General features: G+C 36.7%; 22 protein-coding genes. 4 read left to right on the top strand and 18 right to left on the bottom strand.

All coding sequences use genetic code 11. The features are described from left to right. Positions 1-72 precede the first annotated feature (72 nt). The 10 genes from KQI71_RS06905 to KQI71_RS06860 form a co-directional block, all read right to left on the bottom strand. Entirely contained in the window at positions 73-732 is a 660-nt protein-coding gene (locus KQI71_RS06905) for a 3-oxoacid CoA-transferase subunit B (protein WP_216435186.1), read from the bottom strand. Further along, on the bottom strand, positions 732-1,451 hold the full coding sequence (locus tag KQI71_RS06900) for a 3-oxoacid CoA-transferase subunit A (RefSeq protein ID WP_216435185.1): 720 nt from the start codon (positions 1,449-1,451) through the stop codon (positions 732-734). The genes KQI71_RS06905 and KQI71_RS06900 overlap by 1 nt, the downstream gene beginning before the upstream one ends. Before the next feature lie 87 nt (positions 1,452-1,538). Then, complete coding sequence (locus tag KQI71_RS06895; protein ID WP_216435184.1) at positions 1,539-2,333, bottom strand: enoyl-CoA hydratase/isomerase family protein; 795 nt, start codon at positions 2,331-2,333, stop codon at positions 1,539-1,541. A gap of 252 nt (positions 2,334-2,585) precedes the next feature. After that, entirely contained in the window at positions 2,586-3,314 is a 729-nt protein-coding gene (locus KQI71_RS06890; RefSeq protein WP_216435183.1) for a YebC/PmpR family DNA-binding transcriptional regulator, read from the bottom strand. Continuing rightward, the gene (locus tag KQI71_RS06885; RefSeq protein WP_216435182.1) at positions 3,298-4,248 is read right to left on the bottom strand and encodes a hemolysin family protein; all 951 of its coding nucleotides are present in this window, start codon (positions 4,246-4,248) and stop codon (positions 3,298-3,300) included. The genes KQI71_RS06890 and KQI71_RS06885 overlap by 17 nt, the downstream gene beginning before the upstream one ends. A gap of 85 nt (positions 4,249-4,333) precedes the next feature. Further along, the gene (locus KQI71_RS06880) at positions 4,334-4,681 is read right to left on the bottom strand and encodes a type II toxin-antitoxin system PemK/MazF family toxin (RefSeq protein ID WP_216435237.1); all 348 of its coding nucleotides are present in this window, start codon (positions 4,679-4,681) and stop codon (positions 4,334-4,336) included. Between the two features lie 80 nt (positions 4,682-4,761). Then, complete coding sequence (gene alr, locus KQI71_RS06875) at positions 4,762-5,928, bottom strand: alanine racemase (RefSeq protein ID WP_216435181.1); 1,167 nt, start codon at positions 5,926-5,928, stop codon at positions 4,762-4,764. A 5-nt stretch (positions 5,929-5,933) separates the two neighbouring features. After that, positions 5,934-7,400 (bottom strand): NAD(P)H-hydrate dehydratase, encoded by a 1,467-nt coding sequence (locus KQI71_RS06870; protein ID WP_216435180.1) that lies wholly within the window; start codon positions 7,398-7,400, stop codon positions 5,934-5,936. Then, on the bottom strand, positions 7,397-7,759 hold the full coding sequence (gene acpS / locus KQI71_RS06865; RefSeq protein WP_216435179.1) for a holo-ACP synthase: 363 nt from the start codon (positions 7,757-7,759) through the stop codon (positions 7,397-7,399). The genes KQI71_RS06870 and acpS overlap by 4 nt, the downstream gene beginning before the upstream one ends. A gap of 3 nt (positions 7,760-7,762) precedes the next feature. Beyond that, on the bottom strand, positions 7,763-8,413 hold the full coding sequence (locus KQI71_RS06860) for a redox-sensing transcriptional repressor Rex (protein ID WP_216435178.1): 651 nt from the start codon (positions 8,411-8,413) through the stop codon (positions 7,763-7,765). A 227-nt stretch (positions 8,414-8,640) separates the two neighbouring features. Here KQI71_RS06860 and KQI71_RS06855 point away from each other — a divergent pair, with 227 nt between their 5' ends. Then, positions 8,641-10,536, top strand: coding sequence for an ABC-F family ATP-binding cassette domain-containing protein (locus KQI71_RS06855; protein WP_216435177.1), 1,896 nt, complete (start codon positions 8,641-8,643; stop codon positions 10,534-10,536). A gap of 34 nt (positions 10,537-10,570) precedes the next feature. Next, positions 10,571-11,587 carry a glycosyltransferase family 2 protein gene (locus tag KQI71_RS06850; RefSeq protein WP_216435176.1) on the top strand — a complete coding sequence of 339 codons (1,017 nt, stop codon included), beginning with the start codon at positions 10,571-10,573 and terminating at the stop codon, positions 11,585-11,587. 91 nt (positions 11,588-11,678) lie between these two features. Here the strand turns inward: KQI71_RS06850 and KQI71_RS06845 are convergent, their stop codons facing one another. Genes KQI71_RS06845 through KQI71_RS06835 form a run of 3 tightly spaced genes read right to left on the bottom strand, consistent with a single transcriptional unit; the run spans position 11,679 to position 13,358 of the window. After that, positions 11,679-12,269: a cytidylate kinase-like family protein gene (locus KQI71_RS06845; protein WP_216435175.1), complete on the bottom strand. Its 591-nt coding sequence runs from the start codon at positions 12,267-12,269 to the stop codon at positions 11,679-11,681. A 44-nt stretch (positions 12,270-12,313) separates the two neighbouring features. Further along, positions 12,314-13,006: an LrgB family protein gene (locus KQI71_RS06840; RefSeq protein WP_216435174.1), complete on the bottom strand. Its 693-nt coding sequence runs from the start codon at positions 13,004-13,006 to the stop codon at positions 12,314-12,316. Then, entirely contained in the window at positions 12,999-13,358 is a 360-nt protein-coding gene (locus tag KQI71_RS06835; protein WP_216435173.1) for a CidA/LrgA family protein, read from the bottom strand. The genes KQI71_RS06840 and KQI71_RS06835 overlap by 8 nt, the downstream gene beginning before the upstream one ends. A gap of 185 nt (positions 13,359-13,543) precedes the next feature. Here KQI71_RS06835 and KQI71_RS06830 point away from each other — a divergent pair, with 185 nt between their 5' ends. Continuing rightward, positions 13,544-14,461 (top strand): S8 family peptidase, encoded by a 918-nt coding sequence (locus KQI71_RS06830; protein WP_216435172.1) that lies wholly within the window; start codon positions 13,544-13,546, stop codon positions 14,459-14,461. Here the strand turns inward: KQI71_RS06830 and hemW are convergent. Genes hemW through gpr form a run of 4 tightly spaced genes read right to left on the bottom strand, consistent with a single transcriptional unit; the run spans position 14,435 to position 19,406 of the window. Beyond that, positions 14,435-15,577 (bottom strand): radical SAM family heme chaperone HemW, encoded by a 1,143-nt coding sequence (gene hemW / locus KQI71_RS06825; protein ID WP_216435171.1) that lies wholly within the window; start codon positions 15,575-15,577, stop codon positions 14,435-14,437. The two genes, KQI71_RS06830 and hemW, sit on opposite strands and share 27 nt — an antisense overlap. Further along, the gene (lepA, locus tag KQI71_RS06820) at positions 15,567-17,378 is read right to left on the bottom strand and encodes a translation elongation factor 4 (RefSeq protein WP_216435170.1); all 1,812 of its coding nucleotides are present in this window, start codon (positions 17,376-17,378) and stop codon (positions 15,567-15,569) included. Before lepA ends, hemW begins: the two co-directional genes overlap by 11 nt. Positions 17,379-17,426: 48 nt before the next feature. Further along, complete coding sequence (spoIIP, locus tag KQI71_RS06815) at positions 17,427-18,536, bottom strand: stage II sporulation protein P (RefSeq protein ID WP_216435169.1); 1,110 nt, start codon at positions 18,534-18,536, stop codon at positions 17,427-17,429. Between the two features lie 9 nt (positions 18,537-18,545). Next, the gene (gpr, locus tag KQI71_RS06810) at positions 18,546-19,406 is read right to left on the bottom strand and encodes a GPR endopeptidase (protein ID WP_216435168.1); all 861 of its coding nucleotides are present in this window, start codon (positions 19,404-19,406) and stop codon (positions 18,546-18,548) included. Positions 19,407-19,598: 192 nt separating this feature from the next. Between gpr and rpsT the strand changes: the two genes are divergently transcribed. After that, positions 19,599-19,862 (top strand): 30S ribosomal protein S20, encoded by a 264-nt coding sequence (gene rpsT / locus KQI71_RS06805; RefSeq protein ID WP_216435167.1) that lies wholly within the window; start codon positions 19,599-19,601, stop codon positions 19,860-19,862. Positions 19,863-19,938: 76 nt separating this feature from the next. Here the strand turns inward: rpsT and holA are convergent, their stop codons facing one another. Next, positions 19,939-20,916, bottom strand: a complete 978-nt coding sequence (gene holA, locus KQI71_RS06800; protein WP_216435166.1) for a DNA polymerase III subunit delta — start codon at positions 20,914-20,916, stop codon at positions 19,939-19,941. Positions 20,917-20,930: the final 14 nt, after the last annotated feature.

Genomic DNA, 20,930 nt, shown 5'->3' with positions numbered 1-20,930 from the left:
ATAAGCATCATATCATCCTGTTATATTTAAATCAAGGGAGTTTATATTTCTTTTAGAATTATTTCATCTTTCTTATTCCATAATCCCGATTTCATTTGGAACAATCACATCTGCGTCGGTACATGCAAGAATATCTTCTACAGTGTAGCCATCCGCGATTTCTCTTAAAACAAGACCATCTTCCGTTACCTCAAAATAACATCTTTCTGTTACAATATCTGTCACACAATGAGCTCCTGTTAATGGAAGCGTACATTTTTTTAATATTTTTGACTTTCCACTCTTTTCACAGTGATCGGTTGCCACAATAATCTTTTTTACACCTGCACAAAGATCCATTGCTCCGCCCATACCAGGAACGAGTTTCCCTGGAATTGTCCAGTTCGCGATATTTCCTTCCTGATCAACCTGAAGCGTTCCAAGCACCGCGGCATCAATATGTCCGCCACGAATAAATGCAAAAGAAGTTTCATGATCATACACACTTCCACCTTTAATCACAGATGCTGGCTGTCCACCTGCATCAATGATATCGACATCTGCTTCATCCCAAGAAGGGGACGCACCACTTCCAACCGTTCCAATTTCTGCTTCCAGCCAAAGATCAACTCCTTCTGGAAGATAATTGACACACATAAGCGGAACTCCAATTCCAAGGTTTACAAAATCGCCATCCTTAAAAAACTTTGCGCATCTTGATGCAATTAATGCGCGTCCTGTCAGTCCTGCCATTATGCTTTCCCTCCTTCCGCTTTTGCCTTTGCCCGTTTCCACATCGGACACATCGGTCTCTTTTCTCCGGTTCTTACATAAACCATGTCAATAATCGGCGCTGGTACATCAATTTCCTGCGGACCAAGCTCTCCAAGTTCCACAAGTTCCTCTACCTCAACGATTACAAGATCTGCTGCATAAGCCATTGTACTATTCGTTGCTCTGGAGTTCATACGAAATGCAATATTCCCGGCCGTATCGGCTTTTGTTGCTTTAATTAACGCAACATCTGCATGCAATGGAAGTTCCAAAAGATATTCTTTTCCGTTAATTGTAAGTTTTTCCTTACCTTTTTCCACGTCTGTACCAATACCAGTTGGAGTCAAACATCCTCCAAGTCCTGCTCCTCCACACCGGATCCGCTCCGCAAATGTCCCCTGAGGACTAAATTCAATTTCAAGCTCTCCTGCAAACATCTGATCCTTTGCAACTGGATTCAAACCAATATGCGTTGTAATCAAACTTTTTACTCTATGGTCATTGATTAATTTTCCGACCCCTTGATCTGGCATTCCGGCAGAAACCGCAATTGCATCAATATCTTTGATTCCTTTTTCAAGCATTCCGTCAATAATCTCATCCGCAGCAAACTCTCCATGCCAATCTCCAAACATAATCAACTGTCCATCATGAAGTTTCGCAAGTGCCTCCTCTTTTGTTACCACCTTTGATTTCAATGGAATCCCTCCTTTTATTCTTCTATGATCATCTCTAATCCCGTGGGAGGGAAAACTTTTGAGATTCCATTCATAGAAGCAAAACAATTATTCACCTTTAAATTCTGCTTTGCGTTTTTCCATAAATGCTTTTACACCTTCGATAAAATCTTTTGATGCTGCACATTCACGTTGTGTAGGAATTTCACACTCATCCAGATATGTTTTATAGTCAGCAAAACTTGCCTGATAAATCTGTTTTTTAATATTTTTGTAAGAGAGTAATGGCCCAGATGCAAACTTTCTGGCTAGTTTCATTACTGTTTCATCAAGTTCTTCTGCAGGCACAACATCATAGACAATACCAGCTTCTTTTGCTTCTGCCGCCTTCATTGGACGCCCAGTGATGCAAAGTTCCATTGCTTTTTGTGCTCCAAGTGTTTTCGCAAGGAGATAAGTCCCTCCAGTATCAGGAACTAGTCCAAGATTTACAAATGCCATAATAAACTTTGCATTGTCTGCACACACAACAAAATCTCCAGAAAAAGCAAGACTAACTCCTGCCCCTGCTGCTGCCCCGCTTACCTGGCAAATTACAAGTTTACTCATACGTTTTAAGCCGTCGGTTACATTACCGACTTTACTAATTAAAGAGTCCATATTCACGTCGCCGCCCTGTTTTATCAGGTCATAGAAGTAACCGATATCTCCTCCAGCAGAAAATGCCTTTGGCATACCTTTGATGACAACTACTTTGACTTTTGGATCATTCTCACATGCATCTACAACATACATTAATTCATCTGCCATTTGATCATCAATAGCGTTGAGATTTTTCATGTAATTCATTGTAATGATACCAATGCCGTCTTCCACTACATACTGTAGTTTTTTTAACTCCATTGTCATTCCCTCCTTAAAAAATACACGAACGATATGTTATTTTTATTTTACTACTTTGTTTCTGATTTTTCAACATAATATCAGTTTTTATTTGTGCATTTTTTATATTTTCTGATTTTTTTGTTATTTTTTTTATTTGTTTTTAACAAAAGATCCTCTCTTAAATCTTCTTTATCAAAAAAATGACAGATAATCCAAAAGACTACCTGCCATAATAATACATATCTTAAATTAGATTTTTATATATCCAAATTATTCATCCCAGTTTGTGTAAACTTCCTGTACATCATCATCTTCATCGAGAAGATCTAATGTTTTTTGAATATTTTTGATATCTTCTTCGCTTGTAAGTTCTACCATTGTTCCAGGAATCATTGTAACATTTGCATCTGCCATCTCAATTCCTTCTTTTTCCAAAGCTTCACGAACCTGACTAAAGTCATCTGGTGCTGTGATTACTTCAAAACTGTCTTCCTCTTCTGCAAAGTCCTCTGCTCCTGCATCAAGAGCGATCATCATTAAATCATCTGCATCCATTTCACAATCTTCTTTTGCAATAATGATCTGTCCTTTTTTCTCAAACATATAAGAGACACATCCAGGAGTTCCAACATTTCCGTTTCCTTTTGTAAATGCATTTCTTACATTGGATGCAGTACGGTTTTTGTTATCTGTTAATGTATCAACAATGATTGCAACTCCGCTTGGCCCATATCCTTCATATGTAATCTGTTCGTAATTGACAGAATCAGCATCTCCTGCTGCTTTTTTAATTCCTCTCTCAATGGTGTCATTTGGCATATTGTTTGCCTTTGCTTTTGCAATGACATCACGAAGTCTGCTATTATTGTCCGGATCCGGTCCGCCTTCTTTTACTGCAACCGCAATTTCTCTTCCAATAACGGTAAAGATTTTTCCCTTCTTTGCATCATTTTTTTCTTTTTTGTGTTTGATGTTCGCAAACTTACTGTGTCCTGACATCTTTATCTTCCTTCCTTTTTATTTTTTCTACTTTTACCTGTCGAATCATTTTTTCATGAATATCCACAGATTTAAAAGAATATCCTTCATAGATAATCTCTATTTCTTCATTGTCTTCTGGTAAATGTCCCAGCTGATCAATTAAAAATCCATTTAATGTTTCAATATCCTCGGTACGGAATTTGATTCCAAGAACATCTTCCACTTCCTCCAAGCGGGTACTTCCCCTCATCAGGTAAAGTCCAGACCATCCAAGTCTCGTAATATCCTTGTCTTCCACATCATATTCATCTAAAATATTTCCAACGATTACTTCCAGCATATCTTCCATGGAAACAATTCCCTCTGTCTGACTGTACTCGTCAATTACAATAGCCATATGAATCTTCTTTGTCTGCATATTTTGAAACAATGCAGATAAATTCATCGTCTGATGAACAAAAAATGGTTCTCTCGCAATTTCAGAAAGTGTAGTATCTTTGTTTTCCAGATATGCATCGATAACATCCTTTAAATAAAGAACACCAACGATATGGTCAATGTCTTCTTCATAAAGAGGATACCTTGAATATGGCTCATCTACCATGTGATTTAATGCTTTTTCAATGGATGTCGAAACCTCAATGGCATCAATCTTTTTTCTTGATGTCATAACATCCGTAACGTCTTTATCACCAAATTCAAAAATATTGGTGATCATCTTGGCTTCCCCTTCCATGATCTCGCCCTGTTCGTGACCTTCATGGACAATGTTCATGATTTCTTCTTCATACTCATTATCATCGTCTTCTTCATGTTCTTGTTCATTTGTTTTTACTTTTTTCTTTTGTTCTTTTCTTTCGTCTCTACTGCCTCTGACAAGAAATCCCACAGCGAATCCAAGAATGATTCCCGCAAGAATAATCAAAAGCAGGGGGACACCGCTTATTTCCATTTTTTCATTCTCCTTTTTTTACGAAATTTTATCGCAAACTGAGATAAATATACCATTTTCCCGCAAAAAGGTCAATGTTTCCACATTATGTATCAAGATTTAAACTGATTCGTAATGCCTGATCTACCTGGTCAAGAAAAGAGCAATTTAAATGACAGACTTTTTCCCTTAATCTACTTTTATCTATCGTACGTATCTGTTCCAGTAAAATCACAGAGTCTCTTTCCAACTGACATTTTGTGCAATCAAGTGGTACATGGGTCGGAAGCTTCGCCTTATTCATTTTACTTGTAATCGCAGCACATATAACGGTCGGGCTGTAACGATTTCCTGCGTCATTTTGCAAAATAATCACTGGCCGAATCCCGCCTTGTTCTGATCCGATCACTGGCCGAAGATCCGCATAAAAAATATCTCCTCGCTTAATTACCATAAGCATTCTCACTCTCCATTCCTTTCTTACCTAGTTTATGAAGAGTATAGACATTTCTTTCAAATTTATTCAGTTAAGAGTTATTTTCCCATATATTCTATGGCTTCTTTGATCTTTCCATTCTGCATGTAAACTCTAGGTACTCGTTTACTAACACCACAGACAAATTCATAATTAAAAGAGCCTGCTCCATTCGCTACTTCTTCTACAGAAATTCTGTTTTCTCCATCCACTCCAACTAAAGTCACTTCATCCATAACAGATACATCCGGAATATCTGTCACATCAACCATAAACTGATCCATACAAATACGTCCAATGATCGGAGCATATTGTCCGCGAATCAAAACCCTTCCCTTTGATGAGAGAGCTCTTGGATATCCATCCGCATAACCAACCGGAATCGTTGCAATCTTTGTATTTCGCTTTGTAACAAACGTATGATTGTAACTGACTCCTTCTCCAGGACCAACTTCCTTAATATAAACAATATGTGTTTTTAATGACATTGCTGGTCTTAAATCTAATACATCTTTGGATACCTCTTCTGAAGGATAAAGACCATAAGTGATAATTCCAGAACGCACCATATCCATTCTCCAATCTTTCATATCAATAATGGAAGCACTGTTTGAGACATGTTTTACTGGAATTTCAATTCCTTCTTCTGAAAGCCATCCAATGAATTTATCATATTCTGCTTTCTGCTTCTTAGCAGATGTCTTATCCGCTTCATCTGCACAAGCAAAATGCGTAAAGATTCCCTCAATTTTAATATTTGGAAGTTTTGAAATTTTCTTTACAATCTCTAAAGATTCTCTTGTTGGTTTAAATCCAATACGATTCATTCCAGTGTCCAATTTGATATGAATTTTTGCATTCTGTCCAAGCGCCGCTGCAATTTTTGACAAAGATTCTGCCATCTCATAACAAAATACGGTTGGCTGGATTTCATATTGAATCAAAGAGCTATATTGATATTCTGAAGTATATCCAAGAATCACAATAGGCTGAGTAATACCATTTTTTCTTAAAGTGATTCCCTCTTCGATAATTGCTACTGCAAAAGCATCTGCTCCAATTTCATTTAGAGCTTTTGCAATCGGGACGGCCCCATGTCCATATCCATCTGCCTTAATAACCGGCATTACTTTCACATCTGGTCCTATAACTCTCTTTACTTCTTTAATATTATGGCAAATTGCATCCAAATCGATAACTGCATGCACTCGATAGTATTCGTTCATAAACTTTAATCTCCTTTTGTGATATTTTTTATCTCATCTATAATATCGGAAGCAATCATGCTATAAGGTCCTTTTTTTTCTTTCGCAAGGTCCCCGGCACTTCCGTGAAGATAAACACCTCTGATTGCTGCTTCATAAGCAGAAAGCCCGCCTCCTAAAAGTCCTGTAATCATTCCAGCAAGAACATCTCCACTTCCTCCGGTTGCCATTCCATGATTGCCGCTCTGATTAATATACAACTTCTGGCCGTCATGTGCAACTATCGTTGCGGCATCTTTTAAAACAGCCGTCGCATGAAATTTTTCACACAAATCCAAAGCAGTCTGACAAAGATTTTCTTTTATTTGGCTAATCGGCTTTGAAAGTAAGCGAGAAGCTTCCATTAAATGAGGAGTTAAAATAAGGCCTGGCGTATAATCTGTTTCTATTTTATAACGACTAATCGTATTTAACCCATCAGCATCAATCACCAACGGCTTTTTCCCACAGGCAAAAATCATTTCTAACATCTCTTTTGTTTCCTGTGAAACACCGACACCAGGTCCAAACAAAATACAGTCACACCAATTCAATGATTGTTCTAACTGACTACGATTTGCAAATAAAATTTCTGGAATTCTTGTCTGCAGAATCTGTCGATTCCCTTCATCCGACAAAACTTTTACAAGACCTGCTCCCATTCGAAGAGCTGCTTCCGATGCAAAAGATGCGGCACCTGACATAGTCTCATTTCCTGCGACAATCAAAATTTTTCCATAACTTCCTTTATTGGAATCAGCACTTCTTTCCGGCATCAGATCCCTTCCATTTCCTTCTAAAGTCATTGCTGAAGCATATTTTTTAATTGTCTTATCATGGAATCCTATAGACTTTAAATGTATAATACCACAGTATTCCCTTCCTGGATATAAAAGCTGCCCTCTTTTATATCCGCCAAATGTAACCGTATGATCCGCCCGTACAGCACAGCCAAGAATTTTTCCAGAATCTCCACTAATTCCGGATGGAATATCAACCGAGATAACCATTGTCTTTGACTGATTGATCTGTTCGATAGCATTTTGATAAATACCGCCAACATCTCTTGACAGTCCAACACCAAAAATTCCTTCCACAATTACATCATAATCAGAAAAATTTACAGATGTTTTCTCTGAATAATCAAGATTTTCAAGAATGGTATGCTGAAGCTTTAAATCATCAGATGCTTTTTCCTTCTTACCAACAATTATATAATCAACATTATATCCATCTTCCAAAAGAATTCTGGCACAAGCCAGAGCATCTCCTCCATTATTTCCAATTCCTGCGACTACAAGGATTCTTGCATCGTTTTTGGCATATTTTTTTACACATTGAGCAACTTCAAAAGAAGCTCTCTCCATCAAAACAAGGCCTGGAATTTTCATCTTGTGGATTGTTTCATTATCCACAGCTTGCATTTCTTCATTTTTTAATACATCATATCTCATAAATCTTCTCCTATCGCAAAAGCCTGTGCATAATATTCCGTATTTGTAAGAGACAGATGAATTTTTTTAATAGACATCTTTCTTGCCATCTCCTTTGCTTTTCCAAACAATTTGATATACGGTGCCCCTTTTTCATTTCGCAAAACTTCAATTTCAAAAGGTTCTATACCGAAAAAGCCGGTTCCAAATACCTTGGAAACGGCTTCCTTTGCCGCAAAATCTCCGGCGAGCACAGATGCTCGCCCTTTTGCATGCAATAATTCATTTTTTGTAAAAACACGGTCAAGAACCCTATGTCGTTTCATCATCTGTGCAACCCGTTCGATCTCTATCAGATCCGTTCCGATTCCGATGATCATTTCTTATTCTTCACTTTCTTCCCTGCTATGAATATTATAAGTCAATGTCATTAAGCTTTCTGCAAGATGTACATTTTCTACGGTAACATCATGTGGCAGATGAAGATCAATTGGAGCAAAATTCCAAATTCCTTTAATTCCCCATTTTACAAGACGTTTCGCCATCTCCGGAGCTTGATCTTTTGGAAGTGTCAATGCAGCAATCTTAATGTTATGATGTTTGATAAAATCTTCCATTTCATCAATATCAAGAACCTTGACACCTCTCACTGAAATTCCAATCAATTTTGGATTAACGTCAAACAATGCCATAACTTTATATCCATAATCTTCATTAAATGACTGATAATTTGCCAACGCCTGACCAAGGTTTCCTGCACCGACAATAATCATATCATTACGCTTGTCAAGTCCTAAAATCTTTCCGATCTCTGTGTACAGATTATCCACATTATAACCGTACCCTTGCTGGCCGAATCCTCCAAAATTGTTAAGATCCTGCCTGATCTGCGAAGCCGTTACCATCATCTGTTCGCTAAGTTCCTTAGAAGAAATTCTGGTAATATTCTTTGATTTTAGCACGCCAAGATAACGAAAGTATCTCGGAAGCCGTTTGATCACAGCAGATGAAATACTCTTTGTTGAGTTTCCCAATTTCATTTCCTCCAAACACATTTTCTATTTTTTATTATATAAGATTGTCTAATATCTGTCAATCTTTCCGATCCACTTTCTTCTATTATATTGGTCCTGCCAATTTTGCTAACTCTTTGTTGTTTTTACAAAAAATATTCCATTTTTTCTTAAAATATGATATTCTGATTCATAGTGCCATTCTTTCTCTATGGCAAAGACAGAACAAAAAACAAAAGGAGATTTTTATGATTTTATCATGTCAGAATATCTGCAAGACCTTTGTAGAAAAACCTGTTTTAAATCATATTTCTTTTCATCTGAATGAAAACGATCGTCTGGCGATCATTGGATATAACGGGGCTGGAAAATCGACCCTACTGAAAATTCTTGTAGGCGAACTGACTCCGGATGAAGGTGAGATTTCCATGAAAAAAGATACTTCCATCGGTTATCTTGCTCAACATCAAAATCATACTTCCGACCATACGATCTTTGATGAACTTCTATCTGTAAAACAAGAAGTTATCTTATTAGATGAACAGATGCGTACTTATGAACAGGAAATGAAACACTTAAGCGGAGACGCTTTGGAACAAAAAATGACACAGTATACTAATGCAACACATCAGTTTGAGCAGCTGAACGGATTTGCATATAAGAGTGAAATCACTGGAATTTTAAAAGGACTTGGATTTACAGAAGACGATTTTTCCAAACAAATTTGTAATCTTTCTGGTGGACAGATGACCCGTGTAGCTCTTGGAAAACTTCTTTTAAAGAATCCAGAAATCCTTCTTCTAGACGAGCCAACCAACCATTTGGATGTTGCATCAATCCAATGGTTAGAAAACTATTTAAGTCACTATAAAGGTGCAGTGATTCTTGTGTCTCACGATCGTTATTTTCTTGACAAAATTGTCAACAAAGTGATGGAAATTGAACTTGGAAAAGCCATGTTATTTGATGGAAACTACACACAGTTCATGGCAAAAAGAGATCAGATCAAAGCAATCCGAAAAAAAGAATATGAAAACCAGCAACAAGAAATCAAGCATCAGCAACAGGTAATTAAAAAATTAAAACAGTTTAACCGTGAAAAATCCATTAAACGCGCAGAAAGTCGTGAAAAAGCTTTAAATAAAATGGAAATCCTAGAAAAGCCAAGAGAATATAATGCTGATATGCGTCTTTCCATTGAACCGGAGGTTATTAGCGGAAATGATGTCCTTATGGTAAAAAATGTGGAAAAATCTTTCGGATCAAGACCGTTATTTCATGATCTTTCCTGCCATATTTACCGTGGAGAACGAGTTGCATTAATTGGTCCAAACGGTACTGGAAAAACAACTTTATTAAAGATTATCTGTAAAAAGATCAGCAAAAATGCTGGTACCATCGAGCTTGGTTCTGCTGTATCCATTGGATACTATGATCAGGCACAAGATAATTTAGATGATGAAAAAACAATCTTTGATGAAATTTCCGATGCTTTCCCAGATTTAAATAATACTAAAATTAGAAATACGCTGGCTGCGTTTCTTTTTTACGGAGAAGACGTTTTTCGTCCAATTTCCTCTTTAAGCGGTGGCGAAAAAGGACGTGTCTCTCTGGCAAAACTAATGCTTTCCCATGCGAATTTCCTTATCCTTGATGAACCAACCAACCATTTGGACATTCAGTCAAAGGAAATTTTAGAATCTGCGATGAATGCTTATACAGGAACTATTTTCTATGTTTCTCATGATCGTTACTTTATCAATAAAACAGCAACGAGAATTCTTGAAATTTCAGACCACGGTTTGACTTCCTATTCTGGCAATTATGAAGATTACCTTCATCAGAAAGAAAAAGAAATTACAGTTTCTTCACAGGAGCATCCGCAGGAAGAAGCAACCGAAGCAAAACTAGATTGGAAACAGCAAAAAGAACTTCAGGCAAAACAAAGAAAAATTGAAAATCGCCGCAAAAAAATAGAAGAAAAAATTATGGAACTGGAAGAACGCCAGTCCGAAATTGAAAAAGAAATGTTAATTCCTGAAGTTGCAACGGATGTAGCGAAACTTACAAAACTTGGAAAAGAACAGGAAGAAATCTCTTCTTCTCTGGAAGCATTATACGAAGAGTGGGAAACTCTTTGCTAATTTATACACAAACTGCCTTAAGGAGGTTTATTTTATGAAGTTATTATCTTTTGTTGTACCATGTTACAATTCCCAGGAATATATGCGTCATTGTATCGATACTTTACTTCCTGGTGGCGATGCTGTGGAAATTCTGATCATCAATGACGGTTCTTCTGATAATACTGCAAATATCGCAAATGAATATGAAAAAAAATATCCAAATATTTGCAAGGCAATCCATCAGGAAAACAAAGGACATGGCGGAGCTGTAAATGCAGGAATTAAAAATGCAAGCGGAATTTATTTAAAAGTTGTTGACAGCGATGACTGGGTAAACCAGGCTGCCTACGAAAAAATCTTGACAACACTATCTGATTTTTATGAAAAAGGAACCGTTCTTGATATGCTTCTTGCCAATTATGTTTATGAAAAACAAGGGGCAAAAAGAAAAGCTGTGATTCACTATCGTCATGCAATTCCAAAAGAGAAAATTTTCCGCTGGGATAACGTCAAACGTTTCCCTCTTGGACAGTATATTTTAATGCATTCTGTCATTTACCGTACTGCTCTGCTCCGAGAATGCCATCTTGAACTACCTGAGCATACCTTCTATGTAGATAACATTTATGTATACAAACCTCTTCCATATGTAAAGACAATGTATTACCTAGATGTCAACTTTTACCGCTACTTTATCGGAAGAGACGATCAATCCGTGAATGAAACAAATATGATCAAACGAATTGACCAGCAGATTCGTGTCAATAAGATTATGATTGATTACCTTGCAGGGTTCCATATTGACAGCAAACCGTTAGCACGCTATATGCGCCATTATCTTTCTATCATTACTTGTATTTCTTCTGTCATCGCACTGAAATCAGGGACAAAAGAAGATCTGCAGAAGAAAAAAGATTTATGGAAATATCTCTATGAGAAAGATAAATCCCTTTATCGTAAGATCCGCCATAACGTTGTAGGATACGCAGTCAATCTTCCAGGATTTGTTGGACGTAAAACAACTCTTGGTATGTATAAAGCTGCAAGAAAATTCATTGGATTTAATTAAAAGTTCATTAAAAAACCAGCTATCAAGCTTTGAGTTTTCTTTCATTGCTTTTGGCTGGTTTTTATTCTATCACGTTTTTTTCTTACAATTTTTAATCGATCAATCCTCGTACTTTTAAATAATGAAAAATAACTTCCAGGCATCCGTCGATTCCTAGAATTCCTTCATCTAGGCATAATTCATATCCATTGGACATTCCCCAAATTTCTTTCGTATAGTACTTATGAAAATCATACCGTTTGGAGTCCTCCTGCTCAATTTCTTTTTTTGCCTGCCGTTTTGACAAATTCATATATTTCATCAGATTTTCTATACGAGTTTCTTTTTTTGCATGCAAAAAAATACGAACAGTATTTGGTCGATCACGAAATAAATAATTTCCGCAACTGTCCATCACAATGCCGCCGCCATCTTCTATAATCTTTTTGATAATCCCAAAAGGCACTACATTAGAATGTTCAATATTTTCGCTCATTGCAATGGCATATAGAAGACTATTAGATTTACGATCATTGTAAAATGCATTCAGTTCATCATAGTCATCCGTTCCACGAACTGCATCTAACAAGCTATTTTTATCATATAGTGGCAAATGCAACTTTTCAATCAATCCTGCTGAAATCTTGCTTCCCATGGTGCCATGTTCTCTTCCAATTGTAATAATCAAATTTTTGGATGCCATATCGAAAGTCCTCCTCTTTTCTTTTTTTCTTCATTATAGCCTGTTTACATCAACTGCGCAAATCCTGATACAAGAATAACCGTTAGTAATCCTGATACTGCAACCGCAAGACTGCTCATTGCTCCTTCTACTGGTCCCATTTCCATAGCTCTTGCCGTTCCAATCGCATGGGATGCGGTTCCAAGCGCCAGTCCCTTCGCTAATGGATTTTTGATTTTAAAAACATGAAATACTGCATCTGCGATAACATTTCCAAGAATTCCAGTAATGATAATCACTGCAACAGTAATGGTTACAATTCCTCCAAGTTCTTCTGAAACGCCAATTCCAATGGCTGTTGTGATGGATTTTGGAAGTAATGTCACATATTGTTGATGTGTCATACCAAATATTTTACAAAGTACAAAAATTCCAAAAAGACTGGAAACTGTTCCAGATACAATTCCGCAAACAACAGCTGCTAAATTTTTTCTTAAAAGTTTCAGCTGTTCGTACAACGGAACGGCTAAACAAACTGTTGCTGGTGTTAATAAATAAGAAATATATTTTGCGCTGCTGTCATAAGTCTTATAATCTACATGAAGCACTTTTAATAAAACAATGACAATGACAATCCCAATCAATAATGGATTTAAAATTGCCAATGCAAACTTTCTTCTTAAAAGAAGTCCAATCTCATATGCGATTAAACTAATTGCTGCCCCAATAAATAATGATTGTTGAAAAATATTATTCATTTTCAATACCTCTTTTCTTTGCGATTTTCTGTGAAACTAATCCAGTTACAGCCATAACAAGAATTGTAATCAAAACAATAATAACTAAAACTGGGAAAAGAATAGGCCTTAATGCCGACCATGAATCAATCAGTCCAACTGCTGCCGGAATGAACATGACTGGCATAATCTCAATTAAGAAAAAGGCTGCATCTTTTACCTGATTGAGTTTTATCAGACCGCTGCAAAGACAGATTAACATTAAAACAAGCCCATATACACTAGCCGGAATCGGCAATGGTATGAACATTTTTAAAGTCTCTCCAAGAAAAGAAATAAATAGAATAATCATAAATTGTCTCAAAAATTTCATATAAATCCTCCAGTCGCTCTCAAATGTAATCTTTTGTGTTTGATGATTGTATACAATATTATAAGTATTTGTATCTGCTTGTGTCAATAGATTTTGTGTTCTTTTAAATTCTTAGCACATTTTTGTCGCACCATCCATAAACATGCGTATCCTATAAATATAATAACAGGGAGGTTTCGGTTTTTATGTTTCCGCTAATTTCCGAACAAATTCATGCAGATGCTGCACACCGGCTTGGATTTTCCGGTCGCGGAATTGGCATCGCTTTTTTGGATACTGGCTTGTATCCTCATAGAGATTTTTTTCCTATTGAAAAAAGAGTGGTTGCTTTTCAAGATTTTGTAAACAAAAAGCAGACTCTTTATGATGATAATGGACATGGTACACATATTACCGGCATTGCTTCTTCCGGAGCACAAACAAGTTCTGGTGGATATCTTGGAATTGCACCAAAATCGCATATCATTTCCTTAAAAGTATTAAATGGACTAGGAAGTGGAATTCCATCTGCTTTTATTGAAGGACTTGAGTGGATTCACAAACATCACCACTCATATCATATCCGTATTGTTAATATTTCAATCGGCGCCGCAAATACACAAGATGACACATCCGCCAGGGCGATTATTCATTTTGTTGAGCAACTTTGGGATGACGGACTGATTGTCTGTATTGCTGGTGGAAATCATGGTCCAAAACCAAAGAGTATTTCCATTCCTGGAAACAGCCGCAAAATTATCACCGTTGGAGCCAGTGATGATGCAACAAAAATCTTTGGAAATTATCGTTTGTCAAATCACTATTCCGGCAGAGGTCCGACAGAATCATGTATTATGAAACCAGATGTCGTTGCTCCTGGAACGAATATTTATTCCTGCTATCCAAATGGACGTTATCGCCTAAAAAGCGGAACTTCGATGGCAACGCCTGCTGTTTCCGGTGCTATGGCTCTTCTTCTGGAAAAATATCCATTTTATACGAACAAACAGGCAAAACTGAAATTAAAAAACAGTTGTGATAAATTAAGAACCCCCAGAAACCATCAAGGCTGGGGGCTCATTAATCTTTTAAAATTATTAGACATCCAACAGGAATTCACATAATACCTGATTGCTTACAAGAACTCCTGCTTCTGTGAGAGAAAGCCATTGACCATCTCTTTTCATAAGACCGTCTTTTATGGCTTTCTCAATCACAGTTCCATAAACATCTTCTATTTTCTTTCCAAAGCATTGATAAAATTTTTTCACGGATATTCCTTTTGTTTTCCGTAATCCAAGAAACATAAATTCTTCCATCTCCTCATGCACAGACAACTCCTTTGCCTGCTCATATTCTTTAGAAAAATCTTGAATTTTAAGATATTCTTCCATATGTTTCGTGCGGTCGAAACGCTTCCCTCCCAGATAGGAAGAAGCTCCAAGGCCCACTCCCAAATAAGAAATCTGGGACCAATAACCTAGATTATGCTGACAGTCATACCCTTCTCTTGCATAATTGGATATTTCATACTTTTGATATCCATATTCTTTTAGGATTTTTCCCGTCATCTGGTACATAAGGACCTCCTCTTCTTCTGAAGGAAGATATTCCATCAAATGTTTATCTTCATAAAAAGGGGTTCCTTCTTCAATAATCAAACTATAGGCAGAAATATGTTCTGGACGAAGTTTGGCTATCTTTCTTAATGTTTCCTCATACGTATGCACATTCTGTTTTGGAATCGCACTCATAAGATCCACATTTATATTCTCAAATCCTGCTTTTCTTGCCATCTCAAAACTCTGTAAAAATTGATCGTAAGTATGAATCCTTCCAAGATACTCCAATTCTTCTTTTCTCGTACTTTGAAGCCCAAAACTAATGCGATTAATCCCTGCTTTTTTATAGCTTTTTAATTTTGAAAGACTCACCGTCCCTGGATTTGCTTCTATCGTAATCTCTGCATTCGATTTCAGAACAAATCTCTCGCGGATCATCTGACAAATCATCTCTATATACCAAGCTTCAATAAAAGAAGGGGTTCCTCCTCCGATGAAAACGGTAGAAATCATTCGATCTTTGCAAAAAGATGCCCATTGTAAAAGCTCCTTTTTTAGTTGTATTATATAAGAATCTATCTGCTCTTTGGATGTCTGAAAAGAGCAAAAATCGCAATACTTACACTTTTGTGCACAAAAAGGAATATGTACATAAAGTTCCATTTCTTTAGTCTTCATCCAGTTTTAATACACTCATAAATGCTTCCTGTGGAATCTCTACACTTCCAACCTGACGCATTCTCTTCTTTCCTTTTTTCTGTTTCTCGAGGAGTTTTCTTTTTCTAGAAATATCCCCACCATAACATTTTGCAAGAACGTCTTTTCTCATTGCTTTTACAGTCTCTCTTGCAATAATTTTACTTCCGATGGCTGCCTGAATTGGTACTTCAAATAAATGTCTTGGAATTTCTTCTTTTAATTTTGCACACATCTTACGTCCTCGTTCATAAGCAGTATCTTCATGCACAATAAAGGATAACGCATCGACTTCTTCTTTGTTGATCAGAATATCCAATTTTACCAGACGTGCACTCTCATATCCCTTCATTTCATAATCAAGAGACGCATATCCTCTGGAACGTGATTTCAGCGCATCAAAGAAATCATAAATAATTTCATTTAACGGAAGTTCATAACGAAGCAATGCTCTTGTCTCTTCCATATATTCCATTCCAAGATAAACTCCACGACGTTCCTGACAAAGTCCCATGATTGCCCCTACAAACTCAGAAGTTACCATAATCTCTGCAGTCACGATTGGTTCTTCCATATGATCGATCTCCGATGGATCTGGAAGATTGGATGGATTCGTCAATTCAATCATCGTTCCATCCGTCTTATATATACGATAAATAACTCCAGGAGCTGTCGTTACAAGATCAAGATTATATTCTCTTTCCAGACGTTCCTGCACGATTTCTAGATGCAAAAGACCTAAAAATCCACATCGAAATCCAAATCCAAGAGCAATGGATGTTTCTGGTTCAAACTGAAGTGCCGCATCATTTAATTGCAGTTTTTCCAGGGCGTCTCTTAAATCTGGATATTTTGCCCCATCAGTTGGATATAGTCCGCAATATACCATTGGATTTACTTTTTTGTATCCAGGAAGAGGTTCTTTACAAGGATGATCCATATCTGTAATCGTATCACCAACCCTTGTTCCTTGTACATTTTTAAGACTTGCTGTTACATAACCAACCATTCCAGCTGTTAACTCTTGGCAAGGCATAAACTGTCCTGCTCCAAAAGTTCCAACTTCCACGACCTCTGCAGATTCTCCAGTTGCCATCATTTTCATTCTAGTACCAACCTTAATAGTTCCTTCTTTAATTCTTGTAAAGATAATAACACCTTTATAAGCATCATAGATACTATCAAAGATTAATCCTTGCAATGGTCCTTTTGGATCTCCCTGTGGTGCTGGAATTTTTTCAACAATCTGTTTTAATACCTGATCAACGTTAAGTCCTGTTTTTGCTGAAACAAGCGGTGCATCTTCTGCATCAATTCCTATCACATCTTCAATCTCTGCTTTTACTCGTTCCGGTTCTGCACTTGGCAGGTCTACTTTATTAATGACCGGCATGATCTCAAGATCATGATCTAAAGCAAGATAAACGTTTGCAAGTGTCTGAGCTTCAATTCCCTGCGCTGCATCAACGACAAGAATTGCTCCTTCACAGGCCGCAAGGCTTCGTGACACTTCATAGTTAAAATCGACATGTCCTGGCGTGTCAATTAAATTAAAAATATATTCTTCTCCATCGTCTGCTTTATATACGATACGCACTGCCTGTGATTTAATCGTGATTCCGCGTTCCCTCTCCAAATCCATATTATCAAGAACCTGTTCTTGCATTTCACGGTCTGTTAATGTCCCTGTCATCTGAATAATACGGTCAGCCAGTGTTGATTTTCCGTGATCTATATGAGCAATGATACAAAAATTTCGAATTTTACTTTGATCAATAGCCATTCATTTTCCTCCTTATATCTCATCGTTCTATCCCAAAGAACGTTCGATTCAGTATAACACATTCTTTAATAATTCAGCAAGTAAACTCATCGATGCTTTTGCCTGAGCAATCGTATTATTTTGTGCTCCCACTTCTACAAGAAGACTTCTTGCACGGTAATGAAGATTATATCGGTATCCTTTCAAATAGATCTTTCTTGTAAATCCAGGATATTTTTTTGCTGCCTGTGCCTGAAGCTGAAGACTAAATGATAAATTGTTTTCTTTATTTGGATTTCTTAAATATTTGATATCACCATTTCTTGCTGTCCGACTAAGTCCATTAAAAAACATAATTTGGGCCATTGATTTTCCATTCTGTCTTGTGACAAGTCTGGTATTTTCTCCGACTCCATCTCGATGAAGATCAATCACCACCTGAATTTGCGGATATTTTCTTAAATATGCCTCCACAGATCTTGCCGCATAATTATAAGCTTTGGAGCGTTCTTCTTTTCCATTCCGGATATCATAAATTTGTCGATCATGAATGACAGAAATTCCGTTTTCTCTAAGTTTTTTTGTTAAACGATCTCCAACTCCAATCACAGTGTCTTCCTTTTTTCCTGGCCGACTATCTTTATACTGCTCACTTCCATGCGTATGATAAATAAGAACTTGTGGTGTTTTTGTCTTCTTTAAGCGTAAATCTTTTCGAAGAAGTTCCTTACCATTGATTTCTCCATTCGTAACACTTGTCGTCGCATCCACCTGATAAATATACTTACGCAAATAGTCAGGATCCTCCCATTTTTTTAAATGGAATGTTTCATTTTTTGTTGGAATTTCTTCTACCTTTGTGTCTTCTTTTTCATCATCTTCAAAATCATAATACTTTAATGACACAAGATCCTGTGCCGATGTTTCTTTATAATCTTCACTGTATTTTAAAACTGGCATGACATCTGTTCGATAAATCGTAATCATTCTTGACAGGACTGTCCCATAAATTGGCTGACGTTTATTGTGATAAGATGGAAACAGGCCCTCCATTAAGCCATCATAATACCCATAAACCGCCTCAGATAACATTTCCGGACGATAAAAAAGTTGTAAAACCAGAAAACCTAAACATAAAAAAATACAAAATTTTGTAATCCGTTTCTTATTTTTTCCCATGTTTTCATTCTATTCACCTTTTTGGCGAATATGCAGTAATTGATTGATTCCCTCAGAAATCGTATAACTGATTCTTTTCATCGATTCGTCAATATTTTTGGGTGTAACATGCATGGAAAGAAATTCTTCATCTGTCTGATGCATAGCTCTTTCTCTTTCCTTTTCTGATACAAGATCATGAAGGATGGATGGCACAGAAATAACCGTTGGAACCCCAAGAGCAAGTACCGGAACTCCAACCGTATGTTTTGTAATTTCATTCCTATGATTGCCAACGCCAGATCCTGGAGCAATTCCTGTATCACTCAGCTGGATGGTTCGATTTAACCTCTGTGCACTCCTTGCCGCTAACGCATCAACAACAATTAATATATCTGGCTTTGTCTTTCCTACAAGAGCTTCCAAAATCTCACTTGTCTCGATTCCTGTCTGTGCCATCACGCCCGGAGCAATGGCACTTAACTGCCTTGTGTTTTTAATCAATCCCTCTTTCTTTAAATGTCTGGTAATAAAAAGATTGCTAACGACTTTGGGTCCTAAGGAATCTGCTGTTACTGCAGCATTTCCAAGGCCCGCCACAAGAATCTTTTCATCTTTTCCGATCATCTCCTGTAAATTTTGACAAAGGGCATGACTCATTTCCCGATGAAAATCGCCATCATTCGATGCCAAATCTTTTGTTTCAATCGTAATATACTGCCCCATTGGTTTTCCAAACGCCCGCTCTCCTTTTTTATTTTTAATGGTAATTCTTGTTTCTTTGATATGATGCGATGCATCAATCCTTGTTTTTACGGAAACTCCAGAAAATGCAGAAGTCTCTTCCATATCTTCTTTTAATTCTAAAGCTAGATCTGTTCGATTTTGCATAACATTCTCCTTTTTTTCTTAGTATTGTATTTTTTTGAAAAAATATGTATTTTCTTTAGAATAAATATTGACAAAACAAAAAGGATTCTATAAAATATAACAGTATGTTTGTCTATGGCTTAACCGTGTCTCGCTGTAGACGAATACCAAAACGAATAAATAAGAAATAGTTATTATATTGGAGGTGCCCTCATGGCAAACATTAAATCAGCAAAAAAAAGAATTAAAGTAATCGCAACTAAAACAGAAAGAAATAAAGCAATCAAAACAAAAGTAAAAACTTACATTAAAAAAGTAGAAGCAGCCGTTGCAGCAGGAGACAAAGCAGCAGCTGATGCAGCTTTAACAGCTTGCATTTCTGAAATCGATAAAGCAGCAGCAAAAGGAATCTTCCACAAAAACACAGCTGCAAGAAAAGTTTCTCGTTTATCCAAAGCTGTAAACAAAATTGCTTAATTTACATTGATTATAAATAAAAATTAACCCAAGAAAAAAGAAGCCACCGTCAGGCTTCTTTTTTTCTTTTTATGAATTACTCGCTAAATTCAATCAGCAACAATTCGACTGCGATTCGATCGTTGATCTTTCCACTCTTAATTTGTTCATCCGTTCTTGCGCATGCACGAATCATCCAATAAAGTTCTTCCATCGAAAACATTCCCGCTTGATCCTTTAACTTTCCTGCAACAAATGGCGGAACTTTTATTTCTTTTGCAATGCTCCCACTATTTTTTCCAAGCACAACAAGATTTTTCACCTGCAAAAGCTGGTTACACTGCCGAATCAATAAAGCAAGAATTCCAAATGGTGATTCTTTTAGTTCAATCAAATCATAATACAAAGTCAATACTTTTTCCCTCTGCTTTTTTGCAATCGCTTCCAACATAGCAAAAATCTGATTGGTTGTCTGAGAAGAAGTCAATGCATCCAAATCCTTCATAGAAATTTCTGTCCTTCCCTGTGTATAAGAAATCAGTTTTTCCAGCTCATTTTTTAAAGTAAACATGTCAGAGCCACATCGATAAAGAAAACTCCTTAAAACGGCCTGTGACATTTGTTTGCCTTCTTTTTTTAGTAATGATAAAATCCAGCGGGCAAGTTCTTTTTCATTTGCAGTTTCAAAAGATACCGCATGTCCCTCTTTTGCCAGATATTTGTAAATTTTTGATCTCTTATCTACCGAATCTTCAATAAAAAGTATGACTGTCGTTTCTGCGCATTCCTCAAGTTCTTTTAAAAAATCTTCATCTGTTTTTTTCCCGAGATCCGTCTGATCAAGAATGATAAGTCTGTGATCACTGAAAAACGGCAGCGTTCGGGCAAGCTCCGCTACTTCCATGGCATCTGTTTTTTTCCCTTCAAAATACGCATAATTCATAGTATCTTCCGGTGCCACTAATGCTCTTTTCAACTGATTTTTCATTTTGGCAATCATATATTTTTCCGAACCATAAAACAGATAAAATTTTTCATAGGAATTGTTTTTTATATCTTCCAATATTTTTTTCATGTGTCATCTCCATT

Origin of the sequence: Anaerostipes sp. MSJ-23 (assembly GCF_018918155.1) — a bacterium.
In the GTDB taxonomy this organism is placed as follows: Bacteria; Bacillota; Clostridia; order Lachnospirales; family Lachnospiraceae; genus Anaerostipes.
The sequence above is the reverse complement of the archived record's forward strand: the minus strand, read 5'-3'. Positions and strand labels throughout refer to the sequence as shown.

Bases quoted from the DNA above. Each gene is read 5' to 3' on its own strand.
- lepA (WP_216435170.1), bottom strand. From the start codon at position 17,378: ATGGCTATTGATCAAAGTAAAATTCGAAATTTTTGTATCATTGCTCAT.
- holA (WP_216435166.1), bottom strand. From the start codon at position 20,916: ATGAAAAAAATATTGGAAGATATAAAAAACAATTCCTATGAAAAATTT.
- alr (WP_216435181.1), bottom strand. From the start codon at position 5,928: ATGAACGAATACTATCGAGTGCATGCAGTTATCGATTTGGATGCAATT.
- acpS (WP_216435179.1), bottom strand. From the start codon at position 7,759: ATGATCATCGGAATCGGAACGGATCTGATAGAGATCGAACGGGTTGCA.
- KQI71_RS06905 (WP_216435186.1), bottom strand. From the start codon at position 732: ATGGCAGGACTGACAGGACGCGCATTAATTGCATCAAGATGCGCAAAG.
- KQI71_RS06835 (WP_216435173.1), bottom strand. From the start codon at position 13,358: ATGAAATTTTTGAGACAATTTATGATTATTCTATTTATTTCTTTTCTT.
- rpsT (WP_216435167.1), top strand. From the start codon at position 19,599: ATGGCAAACATTAAATCAGCAAAAAAAAGAATTAAAGTAATCGCAACT.
- KQI71_RS06885 (WP_216435182.1), bottom strand. From the start codon at position 4,248: ATGGAAATAAGCGGTGTCCCCCTGCTTTTGATTATTCTTGCGGGAATC.
- KQI71_RS06855 (WP_216435177.1), top strand. From the start codon at position 8,641: ATGATTTTATCATGTCAGAATATCTGCAAGACCTTTGTAGAAAAACCT.
- KQI71_RS06895 (WP_216435184.1), bottom strand. From the start codon at position 2,333: ATGGAGTTAAAAAAACTACAGTATGTAGTGGAAGACGGCATTGGTATC.
- KQI71_RS06845 (WP_216435175.1), bottom strand. From the start codon at position 12,269: ATGGCATCCAAAAATTTGATTATTACAATTGGAAGAGAACATGGCACC.
- KQI71_RS06850 (WP_216435176.1), top strand. From the start codon at position 10,571: ATGAAGTTATTATCTTTTGTTGTACCATGTTACAATTCCCAGGAATAT.
- KQI71_RS06890 (WP_216435183.1), bottom strand. From the start codon at position 3,314: ATGTCAGGACACAGTAAGTTTGCGAACATCAAACACAAAAAAGAAAAA.
- KQI71_RS06880 (WP_216435237.1), bottom strand. From the start codon at position 4,681: ATGGTAATTAAGCGAGGAGATATTTTTTATGCGGATCTTCGGCCAGTG.
- KQI71_RS06840 (WP_216435174.1), bottom strand. From the start codon at position 13,006: ATGAATAATATTTTTCAACAATCATTATTTATTGGGGCAGCAATTAGT.
- KQI71_RS06870 (WP_216435180.1), bottom strand. From the start codon at position 7,400: ATGAGATATGATGTATTAAAAAATGAAGAAATGCAAGCTGTGGATAAT.
- gpr (WP_216435168.1), bottom strand. From the start codon at position 19,406: ATGCAAAATCGAACAGATCTAGCTTTAGAATTAAAAGAAGATATGGAA.
- hemW (WP_216435171.1), bottom strand. From the start codon at position 15,577: ATGAAGACTAAAGAAATGGAACTTTATGTACATATTCCTTTTTGTGCA.
- KQI71_RS06830 (WP_216435172.1), top strand. From the start codon at position 13,544: ATGTTTCCGCTAATTTCCGAACAAATTCATGCAGATGCTGCACACCGG.
- spoIIP (WP_216435169.1), bottom strand. From the start codon at position 18,536: ATGGGAAAAAATAAGAAACGGATTACAAAATTTTGTATTTTTTTATGT.